The organism is Chitinophaga silvatica (genome assembly GCF_003419895.1).
GTDB lineage: Bacteria > Bacteroidota > Bacteroidia > Chitinophagales > Chitinophagaceae > Chitinophaga > Chitinophaga silvatica.
This window is the reverse complement of the sequence record NZ_QPMM01000011.1, coordinates 309,303-323,492: the sequence shown is the minus strand read 5'-3', so window position 1 is coordinate 323,492 and position 14,190 is coordinate 309,303. Positions and strand designations below refer to the sequence as shown.

General features: G+C 40.0%; 11 protein-coding genes. 5 read left to right on the top strand and 6 right to left on the bottom strand.

Features of this window, described 5'->3' with window-relative positions; genetic code table 11:
• Nucleotides 1-124: 124 nt before the first annotated feature.
• The 3 genes from mgtA to DVR12_RS20855 all read right to left on the bottom strand — a co-directional run bounded on the left by mgtA (nt 125) and on the right by DVR12_RS20855 (nt 4,815).
• The gene (gene mgtA / locus DVR12_RS20865; RefSeq protein ID WP_116977731.1) at nt 125-2,830 is read right to left on the bottom strand and encodes a magnesium-translocating P-type ATPase; all 2,706 of its coding nucleotides are present in this window, start codon (nt 2,828-2,830) and stop codon (nt 125-127) included.
• Nucleotides 2,831-2,861: 31 nt separating this feature from the next.
• Complete coding sequence (locus DVR12_RS20860; RefSeq protein WP_116977730.1) at nt 2,862-3,569, bottom strand: MgtC/SapB family protein; 708 nt, start codon at nt 3,567-3,569, stop codon at nt 2,862-2,864.
• Nucleotides 3,570-3,879: 310 nt separating this feature from the next.
• Complete coding sequence (locus DVR12_RS20855; protein ID WP_116977802.1) at nt 3,880-4,815, bottom strand: ADP-ribosylglycohydrolase family protein; 936 nt, start codon at nt 4,813-4,815, stop codon at nt 3,880-3,882.
• Between the two features lie 135 nt (nt 4,816-4,950).
• On the opposite strand from DVR12_RS20855, the gene DVR12_RS20850 reads away from it, so the two are divergent.
• The 4 genes from DVR12_RS20850 (at nt 4,951) to DVR12_RS20835 (ending at nt 11,305) form a co-directional block, all read left to right on the top strand.
• Entirely contained in the window at nt 4,951-5,430 is a 480-nt protein-coding gene (locus DVR12_RS20850) for a hypothetical protein (protein ID WP_147323504.1), read from the top strand.
• Between the two features lie 156 nt (nt 5,431-5,586).
• Complete coding sequence (locus DVR12_RS20845) at nt 5,587-6,669, top strand: efflux RND transporter periplasmic adaptor subunit (protein ID WP_116977728.1); 1,083 nt, start codon at nt 5,587-5,589, stop codon at nt 6,667-6,669.
• Nucleotides 6,670-6,693: 24 nt separating this feature from the next.
• Nucleotides 6,694-9,864 (top strand): efflux RND transporter permease subunit, encoded by a 3,171-nt coding sequence (locus DVR12_RS20840; RefSeq protein ID WP_116977727.1) that lies wholly within the window; start codon nt 6,694-6,696, stop codon nt 9,862-9,864.
• 4 nt (nt 9,865-9,868) lie between these two features.
• On the top strand, nt 9,869-11,305 hold the full coding sequence (locus DVR12_RS20835) for a TolC family protein (protein WP_116977726.1): 1,437 nt from the start codon (nt 9,869-9,871) through the stop codon (nt 11,303-11,305).
• A gap of 209 nt (nt 11,306-11,514) precedes the next feature.
• On the opposite strand, the gene DVR12_RS20830 is transcribed toward DVR12_RS20835, so the two are convergent.
• The 3 genes from DVR12_RS20830 to DVR12_RS20820 all read right to left on the bottom strand — a co-directional run bounded on the left by DVR12_RS20830 (nt 11,515) and on the right by DVR12_RS20820 (nt 13,424).
• Nucleotides 11,515-12,048, bottom strand: a complete 534-nt coding sequence (locus tag DVR12_RS20830; RefSeq protein ID WP_147323503.1) for a hypothetical protein — start codon at nt 12,046-12,048, stop codon at nt 11,515-11,517.
• Between the two features lie 65 nt (nt 12,049-12,113).
• Entirely contained in the window at nt 12,114-12,647 is a 534-nt protein-coding gene (locus tag DVR12_RS20825; protein WP_262511926.1) for an RNA polymerase sigma factor, read from the bottom strand.
• A 51-nt stretch (nt 12,648-12,698) separates the two neighbouring features.
• Entirely contained in the window at nt 12,699-13,424 is a 726-nt protein-coding gene (locus DVR12_RS20820; RefSeq protein ID WP_147323502.1) for a hypothetical protein, read from the bottom strand.
• A 285-nt stretch (nt 13,425-13,709) separates the two neighbouring features.
• On the opposite strand from DVR12_RS20820, the gene DVR12_RS20815 reads away from it, so the two are divergent.
• Nucleotides 13,710-14,162 (top strand): lipocalin-like domain-containing protein, encoded by a 453-nt coding sequence (locus tag DVR12_RS20815; RefSeq protein WP_116977722.1) that lies wholly within the window; start codon nt 13,710-13,712, stop codon nt 14,160-14,162.
• Nucleotides 14,163-14,190: the final 28 nt, after the last annotated feature.

Here is a 14,190-nt window from a genome sequence, read left to right as displayed (position 1 = left end):
TCATTTAAATATTAACAATTTATTGGGTCGCTGATCCCGGGAATATTTCGCTCCGACAAAGCAAAAATAATGCATTCCAGAACTATAAAAAAGCCAGGAGTAAACTCCTGGCTTAATATAAAGGTTATAACCATTTATTAAACTTCCTGATATACCAGGTTTTCACGTATTGCGTAAGCACACAATAACCTGCTAATATGGCTATCAGCCAAGGGAAATAGCTTAACGGCAATGGTTGCATTTTAAGCGCACTTGCGAATGGTGAAAATGGGAGGAATAAACCAATCACCATAATAAGTAATGTTAACAGCACCACGGGTGTAGCTGCCCAGCTTTGGATGAAAGGAATTTTCCTAGTTCTGATCATATGCACAATCAGGGTTTGGGATAATAGTCCTTCAACGAACCAGCCGCTCTGAAACAATGATTGATGAGCAGGGGTTGTAGCCTTAAAAATAAATAACATTACAGCAAAGGTGGCATAGTCGAATATTGAGCTAATGGGGCCTATAAACAACATAAAGCGCTGAATATCGGATGCATCCCATTTCCTTGGCTTCAACAAAAAATCTTCATCCATTTTATCCCATGGAATTGATACCTGCGAGATATCATACAAAAGATTCTGAAATAATAATTGAACAGGCAACATTGGGAGAAATGGTAAAAATGCGCTGGCACCAAGCATGCTGAACATATTCCCAAAATTGCTGCTTACAGTCATTTTGATGTATTTAATGATGTTTCCAAAAGTCCTTCTTCCATAAATCACTCCTTTTCTCAACACCATTAAATCCTTTTCCAGCAGAATTATATCAGCACTTTCTTTTGCAATATCAACAGCCGTGTCAACACTAATACCTACATCCGCGTTGTGCAATGCAGCAGCATCATTAATGCCATCTCCCATAAAACCAACGGTATGTCCTTTAGCCTGTAATACCTTTATTACTCTCGCCTTCTGTGCAGGGCTTAGTTTGGCTAAAATATTGATATCATCGATCTTACTCTGCAGAAGCTCATCAGACATACCATCCAGCTCATTCCCCAACAATATATTGTTGATGGGGATACCAACTTCCTTACAGATTTTTTTGGTTACAGTTTCGTTATCACCTGTCAAAACCTTTACTGTTACCCCTAGTGTTTGCAATGCTTCAATAGCTACTTTGGCAGTGGGTTTTGCAGGATCAAGGAAGCCGATGAAGCCCGTCAGCACCATATCTTTCTCATCATCAACCGAATAGGTTAATGCCCGGTCATCAAACTCTTTAATAGCCACCAACAGTACTCTTAGTCCTTCTTCATTGAGGCGTTTAGAAGTATTCAGAACTGTTTCCCTCATTTTGTCATCCATTGGAACAACAGCATCACTCTCGATATGCAGTTGTTTATCTTCACCCGGATCAAAGGCATGGCTACATAGGTTAAGGACCTCTTCTACCGCTCCTTTACAGATTAACAAATGTTTCCCATTACGCTGCTTAAGAATAACGGACATGCGCCTACGCTGGAAGTCGAAAGGTATTTCATCTACCTTCACAAAATGTTCTTCCACCATCAGGTAGTCGTGCAGTTCTACGTGTTCCAGTATTGCAATATCCAATAGGCTCTTAAGCCCGGTTTGATGAAAGCTATTTAGATAAGCCCATTTCAATACTTCCTCATCTTCATCGCCATCAAGATTCAGATGCTTTTCGAGCACAATTTTATCGAGGGTTAGAGTACCTGTCTTATCTGTACAGAAAACATCCATTGCACCAATATTCTGGATGGCATTCAGCCGCTTAACAATTACTTTCCGCTTACTCATGCTTACGGCGCCCTTAGCCAGATTGGCGGTAACTATCATTGGGAGCATTTCAGGAGTTAATCCTACTGCCACTGCTATAGCAAATAAGAGTGCTTCCATCCAGTTTCCCTTAATTAATCCGTTTATCAGAAAGATTAAAGGAACCATAATCAGCATAAACCTGATTAGCAGATAACTTACTTTATTCACTCCTTTATCGAAGCTGGTTGCGGGTCTTTCGCCCACAATAGTTTTACTGAGAGAACCAAAGTAGGTTTGACTGCCGGTGGTTACAACCACTACTGTTGCGGCCCCACTAACTACATTGGTTCCCATGAAACAAATATTATCCAACTCCAGTGGAGATTTACTATCGGCATCACGAATCGCCAGGTATCTTTTTTCAACGGGGAGCGATTCACCGGTCAACATTGCCTGACTAACGAACAGGTCTTTTGACTGTAATATCCTGCAATCGGCAGGTATCATATCGCCGGCCGATAAATAAACGATATCGCCAGGCACCAGGTTTCTGATATCAATTTCAACCTTTCCTTCATTTTTACGTAGTACCGTTGCCGTTGTTCTTACCAGGCTCTTCAACTGCTGAGCAGCTTTATTGCTTCTATATTCCTGAAAGAACCGGAGCAAAGAGCTAATCAACACCATGATGCCAACCATTATAACAGTTTTATATTCCTGTTCTCCTGGTTTTGCCATCCATACATCCATTATCAGGGATATAAACGCGATAATTATGAGTATCCCGATAAATGGATTAATAAAAGCTTTAAAAAGCTGAAAATACCAGGAATGCTGGTTTTCGTGTTGTACTTCGTTTAACCCAAAAGCTTTCGCTCTATCCTCTGCCTGTTCGGTGGTAAGTCCGTCTACCGAACTTTCAAGCATCGGCAAAAAATAGTTCTTTTCATTTCTACTCGCGTTTCGTAGTTTAACAGTCGCTTCCCCGTTCATCCCGTTACTGGTATGAGTATGAACCAAACGTGCCTTAATATTTTCTTTTACCAGATTAAACATGCTGCCTGATCTTTAAAATTTGGACTTTGGATTAATTATCTATTTGTACAGTAGCAACTTTCCAGCTAACATTGGAAACGGCCTGTTCAATTGTGAGTCTGCTGGTTACTTTCTCCATCAGAATATCCTGAGGTGATTCGCTTCTGATCTCAGCCGTAATCAGCGCTGAAGCGCCTTCATCCATATCTGTACTGGCAAGTGAACGCAGCAACAATTTGTTATCATTTCCTACAGATTGGATCATTAAAACCCTAATATGATTCTCAACTTCTTGTCTGCATTTAATAGTTACCAGATAATCAGTAGAGGCATCAACAGGTCTTTTCAGGGGCTGGCTACTGAGCATATTGCCAATGGGGCGCAGAATCAGATGGGCCAACATAATTGCGGCGGTCAGAATTGCTGCCTCAATAGCCATTCCAATACCAGCAAGAGAACCAACAGCAGCGGAGCACCAGATTGTAGCTGCAGTATTAAGGCCCTGAACACTCATCCCATCTTTCATGATTACACCGGCACCAAGAAAGCCAATACCACTAATGATATAGGATGCCATTCTGCCTGTGGCCTCAGTGCCCAGATTTACAGACATCAGTACAAATGCTGCCGAACCTAAAGCAACAAGTGTATTGGTGCGCAAGCCTGCACTTTTTTGTCGCCATTGCCTTTCCACTCCAATAGCAATGCCTAACACAGCTGCCACAAGCAGCCGTATTACAAAAACTTTTGTGGTAAGCATAACTTTGAATTTAATTGATGTAAAAAAAGCCAGTTAATTGTTATCTGAGATTAACGGTCATCCCCCATTCCGAAGGAGGATAATTTACATCCTGGCAACGGAGGGATTATAAGGTAATCAGACAACTTGGAGGCTGTGAATCCATATACTTTGTTTTTCGCTATGCAAAAGTAAATCTGCCTGATCAGAAGTGCAGTTAGAGGGGATATAGAATGTTATTAGAGAATTATTAGAATGGTGGATACCCGTATATTAAATATTTAATATACCATGCTTTTAACTTTCGGAGACGTTAACATGGCAGGACTTTTTACAATGACCTGCCAAATTCATTGATCAGTTTTTCTATATCATTTTTTCTGGCGAGAACATCTATCCATTCAGAAGGTATTCCTTCCATGCCGTATATAATACCGGCTAGTCCACCCGTTACGGCACCAGTGGTATCTGTATCTTCTCCTAAATTCACTGCCTTCAGAACCGCCTCTGAGTAGGAGCTGGTAGTGAGTATGCACCAGATACTGGCTTCAAGGGTATGAAGTACATATCCTGAGCTGCGGATCAACGACTCATCCAATAAACTGATATCGCCTTTCCATAGGGAATTTAATTTTTCCAGTTCAGCTTCCTGTATTTCCTGTGTTTGCAGAAAAGGCAGGAGTTGTTGCTGAAGGTTGAAATATGCCTTAAACTTATCAGTTCCGTTAAGCAATTCTCTTGCAAATTCGAGATAATAAAAACAACCGATTACAGAACGTATATGTCTGTGGGTTAAGGATGAAACGTCTTTTGTTATGTAAAATCTTTCCGAGATCGACTTATTGTGCATGTAAAATACCAATGGCAATATTCTCATCAGTGAGCCATTTCCATTGTCACTTTCGTGATTTCCTCCCGCCAGAATTGGAATATCCCCCATTTTCAAACGCCAGATTGCTTGTCGGGTAGCAATCCCTACATCAAAGATTTCACCATGTGGAGTCCAGAAGTTACGGTAAAGCCAATCGGTAAAGTAGTTGGCTAACCGTTGAAGGTCATATCCTTTGGTGAGGGCAGCAGCCAGGCAAAAGGTAAGTGAACTATCATCCGACCAGGTTCCCGGAGGTTGGGTATGGGTACCAAATCCTCTCATCTCGGTTACCGGACTTTTTTTTAATACCTCTCTCCTTAAAAACTCTACAGGAACCCCAAGGGCGTCGCCAACTGCCAGTCCTAAGAATGCCGATTTAATAGTGTTGATATTCATCTGTTGCATCATTTAATTCAAAAGAACGGAAAAATATTTATAATGATAAATGATTGTTAATGATTAAAATAAGATTAGAAAAATTGTTTGTCCTTCATATCTTTGCGCCTTCCTTCGGAAAGGAACCGCTTTCAAATGCGAATAGGTAGAATTCAAAATCTAATTTGTTTTTACAATTCACTCTTTTTCCGGGCTCCAACTTTTATTAGTTTTGGTGCCCAAATGAGAGGGATAACTTTTTTAGTATATTTTTTAATTCTCTTTTCTAAAGGGGATCAAAATACTACTGGACGGACGTTTGGCGGCAACGATAATTATTCTCAGATACCTTTTATAGCAGCTAATACTCCTGCTGTCATTGAAGAAACCACAGAAGATGCACAGATCAGGGATGTAAGTGAGGATCTGGAGGCAGATTTCATGGTAAGTGATAATGTTGAAGATGAAGACCCAACTAGTTGTTTTTCCCTCAAATATAAATTACTGGCAAATCGCCAAAACTTAATAACTAATCTTGTTCATTTAAATTACCAACACAGGTATTTTAAATCTCCACCCACCTTTTCCGGACAAATATTTTATAAGTATTTGCTACAGGGAGCATTAAGAATTTGATTTAAAACTACAATTAGTTGTCAAAAGGCGTGTTAAATACATGCCCCTAGAGTATGCCAACCATACTTATTGTACTTCCTGTGCGAAGTTTACAAGCCTGACATCTACCAGACCACACTCTGCCTACAAACATCCTATCGTTTATTATTTAATATCATGAAGAGAATCATCATGTTCACAGGTTTGTGCGCATTCTTATGCCATATCAGCTGCAAACCTAAACAAGAAGAAAAAGAAGAAGCCAGTAAGTATACAGTTACCAGCCCATTAGTAATGGATACTTCCTTTACCAAAGATTATGTTTCGCAGATTCGCTCGGTCAGGAACATTGAAATACGTGCCCAGGAAAGAGGCTATCTGCAAAACATCTACGTTGATGAAGGCCAATTTGTAAAAGCCGGACAGGTATTATTTAAAATGATGCCCAATATGTACCAGGCCGAATTAGTTAAAGCAGAAGCAGAAGCCAGGACCGCTGAAATAGAGGTACAAAACACCAAATTGCTGGTAGACAAAAATGTGGTTTCCAAAAATGAACTGGCAATGGCACAGGCCAAATTGGATCAGGCAAAAGCCGAAATTGCCATGGCTAAATTACATCTGTCGTTTACCGAAATCAGAGCCCCATTTGATGGAATTATAGACCGCATTCCTAAAAAGCTGGGGAGCCTGCTGGATGAAGGAGAACTGCTAACCAGCCTTTCGGATAATTCACAAATGTTTGTTTACTTCAATGTTTCTGAACCCGAATACCTGGAGTACCAAACCAATGTAAAATCCAGAGGCGACAGTAAGGTAACCCTGTTACTGGCCAATAACCAACCTTTATCCTATCAGGGACAGGTAGAAACCATTGAAAGTGAATTCGATAATGAGACCGGAAATATCGCGTTCAGGGCCAGATTCCCCAACCCCGATAAGCTGTTAAAAAATGGCGAGACAGGTAAAGTGTTAATGACAATGCCACTTAAAGATGCATTAATCATTCCTCAGAAAGCTACTTACGAAATCCAGGACAAAAAGTATGTTTTTGTTTTGGACAAAAACAATGTAGTTAAGTCTAAACTCATTACAGTTCGTGGAGAGTTACCAGATTTATATATCATAGAAAAAGGAATAACAGCAGAAGATAAAATTCTCCTTGAGGGAGTGCAGAAAGTTAAGGATGATGATAAAATAGCCTATGACTTTGTGAAACCACAGGAAGTTATTTCCAGTCTGAGATTAAAAGCGGAATAATAGATCCAATCAATTGCTAGATCAATGCTTAACAAGTTTATACAACGGCCGGTTCTCTCTATAGTAATATCACTTATCATTGTGTTTTTGGGAGCACTTGCTATTACCCAATTACCGGTAACACAATTTCCCTCAATTTCTCCACCTAAAGTAAATGTGGTGGCAGAATATCCAGGGGCGAACGGTGAATTGATGATTAAATCTGTAATTATTCCACTTGAAAGAGCGATCAATGGAGTACCTGGAATGAAATATATCGCTTCCAATGCAGGAAACGATGGTGAAGCAGCTTTACAGGTAGTATTTAATCTGGGTACCGACCCTAATCAGGCTTCACTTAACGTTCAAAATCGTGTAGCCTCAGTAGTAAATAAGCTACCACCGCTGGTTGTGCGTGAAGGTGTGAAGATCACACGTGAGGAATCCAATATGTTGATGTATATTAATTTATACAGTACAGATCCTAATGCCGACCAAAAATTTCTGTTCAACTTTGCAGATATCAATCTCCTATCTGAATTAAAACGGGTAGATGGAGTCGGATTCGCCGACATCCTCGGAAACCGTGAGTATGCTATGCGTATCTGGTTAAAACCAGATAGAATGCTTGCCTATAAGATCTCTGCAGATGAGGTAATGAAAGCCCTTGATGAACAAAGTCTGGAGGCTTCCCCAGGTAAAACCGGGGAAAGTTCTGGTAAAAGATCTCAATCGTTCGAATATGTATTGAAATACCCTGGGCGTTTTACCACAAAGGAACAATATGAAAATATAGTTCTGAAGGCCAGCAACAACGGGGAGATTCTCAGATTAAAAGATGTTGCAGAAATAGAGTTTGGTAGCTCTATGTATGATATTTACTCTAACCTGAACGGCAGACCGTCGGCAGCCATTGTTTTAAAACAATCCTACGGAAGCAATGCCAGTCAGGTTATTGCAAATGTAAAAGCCAAACTTGCTGAAATCAAGGCTAATTCATTTCCTAAGGGAATGGATTATGAAATCAGTTACGACGTATCCAAGTTCCTGGATGCCTCTATTGAAAAAGTGATACATACACTGGTAGAAGCATTTATCCTGGTGGGCCTGGTAGTTTTCCTGTTTCTGGGTGACTGGCGTTCGACCTTAATTCCTGCCATGGCGGTACCTGTATCATTAATTGGTACGTTTGTATTCATGCAGTTTTTTGGCATTACATTAAACCTTATTACCCTCTTTGCTCTTGTATTAGCCATCGGGGTGGTGGTAGATGATGCGATCGTTGTAATTGAGGCGGTTCACGCCAAGATGGAAACAGAGCATCTTTCTCCATTAAAGGCAACCAAAAAAGCGATGAAGGAAATTGCCGGGGCTATCATTGCCATTACCTTCCTAATGGCAGCAGTATTTATTCCTGTTGCATTTATGTCGGGTCCGGTAGGAATCTTCTACAGACAGTTTTCTATTACTATGGCAACTGCCATCATCCTTTCCGGTATAGTAGCACTGACCCTTACTCCTGCCCTCTGTGCGATGATCCTGAAAAACAATCATGGTAAGGCGAAGAAGAAAACACCGGTAGATAAGTTCCTGGATGGCTTCAATAATAGCTTCAACAGGATGTCTGGAAGATATCAGCGGTTACTTGGAATAATTATTAACAGACGAATTGTAACATTCGGGATACTGGCGGCCTTTTGCGTTGGTACATTCATTTTAAATAAAACTGTACCGGCAGGTTTCATTCCAAATGAAGACCAGGGTATGTTCTATGCCATCATTCAGACTCCTCCGGGTTCTTCACTGGAGCGCACAAACGAAGTGGCGGAAAAACTTCAGAAGATTGCTGAAGGCATTGAAGGAATACAGTCGGTTTCAGCTCTGGCAGGCTATGAAATCCTGACTGAAGGTACGGGTTCCAACTCCGGAACATGTTTGATCAACCTAAAAAGTTGGGAAGACAGAAAACATTCTGTACAGGAGATCATTAAAGAATTGGAAGAAAAATCCAAGGATATCAGCGGGGCGAATATCGAGTTCTTTCAACCTCCTGCGGTTCCGGGATATGGAGCTGCCGGCGGTTTTGAACTACGTCTGTTGGATAAAGGCGGATCAGGTGATTATAAAAAGATGGAAACCGTAAGTAACGAGTTTGTGAAAGAACTTTCGAAACGTAAGGAACTTTCATCGGTATTTAGTTTTTATAGCGCCAGCTTCCCACAATATATGTTGCGGGTAGATAATGACATAGCGCAACAGAAAGGGATCACCATCGACAATGCAATGAATACTCTATCTACATTAATTGGTAGTAATTACGAGATTAGTTTCATCAAATTCGACCGTCAGTATAAAGTGATCATTCAGGCATCTCCACAATACAGAGCCTTACCCGAGGATATACTTAAGCTATATGCAAAAAATGACAAAGGTGAAATGGTGCCTTTTTCGGCTTTTATGAAAATGGAAAAAGTATATGGACTTTCCGAGATCACCAGGCATAATATGTATAATGCTGTTGAGATCAGTGGCTCGTCTGCCCCTGGATACAGTAGTGGTGAAGCTATTAATGTAATAAACGAAGTAGCTAAGAAATCATTACCAAGAGGGTTTGGGATCGACTGGGCAGGTATCTCCAAAGATGAAGTAGCGCAGGGTAACCAGGCCATCTATATTTTCCTGATATGTCTTGGGTTTGTTTACCTGATCCTGGCTGCTCAGTATGAGAGCTTTATTTTGCCGCTTTCAGTAATCCTTTCCTTACCGGCAGGTATTTTCGGAGCATTTCTGTTATTGAAATTATTAGGATTGGAAAACAATATTTATGCCCAGGTAGCGATGGTAATGTTGATTGGTCTGTTGGGTAAGAATGCTGTATTGATCGTAGAATTTGCCATCCAAAAGCATGAGATGGGATATACAGTCATCAAAGCGGCCATGGAAGGGGCTAAAGTACGTTTCCGCCCAATTCTGATGACATCATTTGCCTTCATCGCCGGTTTGATTCCATTGGTAATAGCAACCGGACCGGGTAAAATTGGTAACCGGACCATTGGTACAGCAGCTGCCGGAGGTATGCTCTTCGGAACAGTATTCGGAGTAATAATTATTCCCGGTTTGTACTACATCTTTGGTACGATTGCCTCAAAACGCAAGTTCGTTAAAGACGAAGAAGAAAATCCGTTAACAGAAGAACTCGAACTTCAAAGAAACTGAACCAATGCATAAACGAAGTATATATAAGGGCGTTGGACTATTAAGTTTTTGTGTGGCAGTAGCCGCAGGCTGTAATATTCCAAAACTTGCAACCCGGGAAGAAAACAAATCGGTTCCGGGAACTTACGACCAGCAACAAGATACCACCAATATAGCATCAATAAAATGGCGGGAGTATTTTGCGGATAAAGATTTGGTTAATCTGATTGATACCGCATTAAAAAATAATCAGGAATTACAGATCACCTTACAGGAAATTGAAATCGCCAGAAATGATATTAAGTCGAAACACGCGGCGCTCCTACCATCAGTAGGAGCCCGTGTTGGCGCCGGATTAGAGAAAGTTGGACGCTATACCAGCCAGGGGGCCGGTGACGCGTCTACTGACATTACACCTGGAAAAGAAGTACCAGACGCGCTCAGCGACTTTACTGTAGCGGCTTTTGCAAACTGGGAAGTTGACATCTGGAAAAAGCTTCGCAACTCTAAAAAGGCAGCAGTGACCAGATATCTGGCAACCGTTGAGGGCAAGAACTTTGTAATAACTAATCTGATTGCTGAAGTAGCCAATTCCTATTATGAATTGCTGGCATTAGATAATCAATTAGTGATTGTAAAGCAGACTATCGAGCTGCAAAACAATGCGCTTGAAATAGTAAAGATTCAAAAAGAAGCGACTCGGGCAACAGAACTGGCAGTACAAAAGTTTCAGGCAGAGGTATTGAAATCCCAAAGCCTTGAATTTGATATCCTGCAACAGATAAAAGAAACAGAAAATAAAATCAATTTTCTGTTAGGACGCTTCCCTCAGGAAATTCCGAGAGATAAAAGCAGTTTTATGCAGGTATTGCCAACTATGGTAAATGCCGGAATTCCATCTCAATTATTGGCTAACCGACCAGATATTAAAAAGGCAGAACTGGAACTTTCAGCTGCCAGGTTAGATGTGAAAGTGGCCAGAGCTGAATTTTATCCTTCTTTCGGTATTACAGCGGGTGTAGGATTTCAGGCCTTTAAGCCATCTTACCTTTTCAGATTTCCTGAATCACTCCTCTACTCAATAGCTGGAGATTTAGCTGGTCCACTTATCAATAAAAATGCAATCAAAGCAGAGTACAAAAATGCAAATGCCCGTCAATTACAGGCAATTTACAATTATGAGCGCTCCATATTAAATGCGTACCTGGAAGTTTCTACTCAGCTTTCCAACATTAATAATCTTGGAAAAAGTTACGATCTGAAATCTAAACAGGTAGATGCATTAAGTAAGTCGATTACCCTGGCTAATGATTTATTTATGTCTGCAAGAGCCGATTACTTTGAAGTATTAATGACGCAAAGAGATGCGCTGGATTCTAAACTCGAATTAATAGAAACGAAGAAGGATCAGCTGAATGCAGTAGTTAATATTTACAGAGACCTTGGAGGTGGATGGAAATAGTAAAATTAATTCAATGAATGCTAAGGGAGCTGACATTTAGTTGGCTCCCTTATTGTTTATATAAGTTACATAACCAGGATTGGGGAAAGACAGTTATGCCGGATTTGGCAACTTTACATGAAAATGGATTGGATAAAGATTTATAGAGGTATTAGGAAGTAGGCCTAAATCAGTATTTTAGGTACTCTCCCTCTGTTTAATGCTACTAATTAAAGAGATTTTGTAGAGTCTTTCTTTACAGAAATTCTGTAATCATCCGGGCCGATTCCTTTTATTCCTTTAATTCTTTTTGGTTCCAGGATCATGGTATCCAGATTAAATACTCTATCGGGAACCTTTCCCTGTTGAGTAGAATCTATTTTTACAGGTGTTGGAGTACTAATAAATATGGAATCAACTATTATCTCATTTTTCCTGAGGCTATCCAGGGTTTTAATAGTTTCTTGTTTATTTACGGGAGGAATATAAATTTCCTTTTCAGCCTTTATGTTATCTGTTTTATTTTGAATTTCAGCAGGTTTAGAAATTATAGGAATAGTTTGATTTGGAGTAGGAGTTATAGGAGTATTGTTGGTATTATGAAAATAATACCATCCAAAGAATGTAATAGCGGCGGTTATGGCAATCAGGCCCATGTACCCGTAACCACTCCTTCCTTTTGAAGGAGGAGTAGCTTGGGTAGCTGGTTGATTAAGATCCATATCCAGCTGTTTTTCAATGCTCGCCCAGATACTATCCTCCATGTCGGGGATTGGTATCTGTTCTAGCTTTGAAGCTATTATTTCATCATATGGAGTGCTATTATTCACTATACTTTTAACGTTGTTATTTTCTGTTGTAGAATTTTTCTTGCTTCACTCAGATGCCATTTACTGGTTCCTTCACTAATATTCAATTGTTTTGCGATTTCTTTATGGGGGAATCCATCTATAGCATACAGTACGAATACTGCATGGGTAGCCGGAGGTAGTTGTCGTAATAATTGCAGGATTGCTGCTGCATCTGTTTTTTCGATGATGGTATTATTTACGTAAGGTTCCTCAACAACTTCGAGTTCCAGGCTACTAAAGCGGCTTCTTTGTTTAATAATATCGAGTGCTTCATTGATGATTATTTTCTTGAGCCATCCGTGAAAATTTCCTTTTGACGAATCGAAAGACTGTATGCTACGGAACATTTTCAGGAAGGCATGGCTAAGGATATCGGCAGCTTCAGGTTCGCTGATTGCATAGCGCATAGCAATATTCATAGCAAAGCCATAGAACTGCCTGTAAAGCTGCTCCTGTGCTTTTCTGTTGCCGTCACAACACGCTATAATTATATTACTTAACTCCTGTTCCAGTATTCCTTGCTTTTACACCATCAACTAATTAATAGTATTTCCCCAATACAACTACCATTTAACATCATGTACTTTTCTTGCAAAAATGGCGGTGGCAATAGCGCCTACATTTAATTTCTCGGAAGCATCCAGCTCGTTATAGAACCAAATATTCCTATCAATCATATCAATAATTGCAATAACACCTCCACTGGTACTAAGCTCGTATCCTGTCATTAGCTTGAACGGAAGTTTCCCGGTTTTACCGTTTGATAGTTCCGTTTTCTTCAAACTAAGTGGGTTGATATAAATGGTATCTGTTCCGTTAGTAGCCAGACCGCTATCTGTCTGCTTAATAAAGGTAAAAGGGTTATTATCGTGTTCTTTTTCTCTATCGTATACATTAGTCATGAGGACTTCCCAGTTTTTAGCTTCCTGGGCAGTATCTACCTGGATAAGAGCGGAGAAAACGTAATTATGTGCCATCAGGACTTCAAAACCTGTAAAGATGTTAGGCTTATTTTGTGATTCGTACCCGATTTTTTTGATAATTTCTCTTTCATGCGCATAGACCTGGACTGTATTTCGCCCATCCCCTATTTCATATCGAAACTTTGTTTTCTCATTCGTGACTGTTTCTTCTTTTTGGATGCCTATCCTTTGCAGAAATAAATTCTCGAGAAAAAATCCTCTTCCTCCTCTCCCTGGCGATAGAATATGAACACCTCTTTTAATCCTGGATGTCTGAAAATTGGCAAATGACATTTTATTTCCCCGGGCACCGCTTACGTGCTGCATAGTGGCTTGCTGTTTAAACGCCTCTGGTACAGCCAACTTTATTGATGTACCACAACTTGTCAAACAAAATATGCCTAAAAGTAATCCTGAACACCTCGTCATATTATAATAATATCAACTCTGTTTTAATTCTTAAATCTGCTAATCATAGCATGGCTCATAAGCAATACCTCTGTTTTTCAAATATGGTTGGGTAAACTAAAAAAAATATTTTTTTTCATCTAAAGCCAACCTTTAAGGTCTGCATTCCGGTACTAATTGCAAACAAAGTTAAAATCTATTCACATGAAAAGTATGAATGCAATAACAATGAAATGGTTTCTCCTGATGATCCCGGCCACCATATTACTTTCCTGTAAAAAAGAAAAGAGCGAAAGTGAATCAAAATGTAATATTGATGTCGCAAGTCTTTCCGGCACCTATAAAGTTACTTCCCTGAAATATACTTCTAAGCCAGACGCCACCCCTGTAGATTTTATGGAGTTCATGGAAGCCTGTGAAAAAGATGATATTATTACCCTAAAAAAAGATGGCACCTACGAATATTTCGATCTGGGAGTAACCTGCTCCCCGAATGGTAGTGATAAAGGAACCTGGGAACTGAATGGTAAAACATTGATCAGTGATGGAAAACTTAATGGAACCGTGTCCAGCTTTGACTGCAAAACACTAGTCTATTATGTCGAAAATTCATTAGTGAGCGGCGACAAATTTGTATTCACAATGGTACGGCAATAAAAATTCAGTTAATAATGTCCAGAGAAGA

What these genes read in the sequence shown, in the direction of transcription:
- DVR12_RS20835 (WP_116977726.1), top strand. Translation starts at nt 9,869, where the DNA reads ATGCATAAACGAAGTATATATAAGGGCGTTGGACTATTAAGTTTTTGT.
- DVR12_RS20860 (WP_116977730.1), bottom strand. Translation starts at nt 3,569, where the DNA reads ATGCTTACCACAAAAGTTTTTGTAATACGGCTGCTTGTGGCAGCTGTG.
- DVR12_RS20840 (WP_116977727.1), top strand. Translation starts at nt 6,694, where the DNA reads ATGCTTAACAAGTTTATACAACGGCCGGTTCTCTCTATAGTAATATCA.
- mgtA (WP_116977731.1), bottom strand. Translation starts at nt 2,830, where the DNA reads ATGTTTAATCTGGTAAAAGAAAATATTAAGGCACGTTTGGTTCATACT.
- DVR12_RS20830 (WP_147323503.1), bottom strand. Translation starts at nt 12,048, where the DNA reads ATGGAGGATAGTATCTGGGCGAGCATTGAAAAACAGCTGGATATGGAT.
- DVR12_RS20845 (WP_116977728.1), top strand. Translation starts at nt 5,587, where the DNA reads ATGAAGAGAATCATCATGTTCACAGGTTTGTGCGCATTCTTATGCCAT.
- DVR12_RS20850 (WP_147323504.1), top strand. Translation starts at nt 4,951, where the DNA reads ATGCGAATAGGTAGAATTCAAAATCTAATTTGTTTTTACAATTCACTC.
- DVR12_RS20815 (WP_116977722.1), top strand. Translation starts at nt 13,710, where the DNA reads ATGAAAAGTATGAATGCAATAACAATGAAATGGTTTCTCCTGATGATC.
- DVR12_RS20855 (WP_116977802.1), bottom strand. Translation starts at nt 4,815, where the DNA reads ATGAATATCAACACTATTAAATCGGCATTCTTAGGACTGGCAGTTGGC.
- DVR12_RS20820 (WP_147323502.1), bottom strand. Translation starts at nt 13,424, where the DNA reads ATGCAGCACGTAAGCGGTGCCCGGGGAAATAAAATGTCATTTGCCAAT.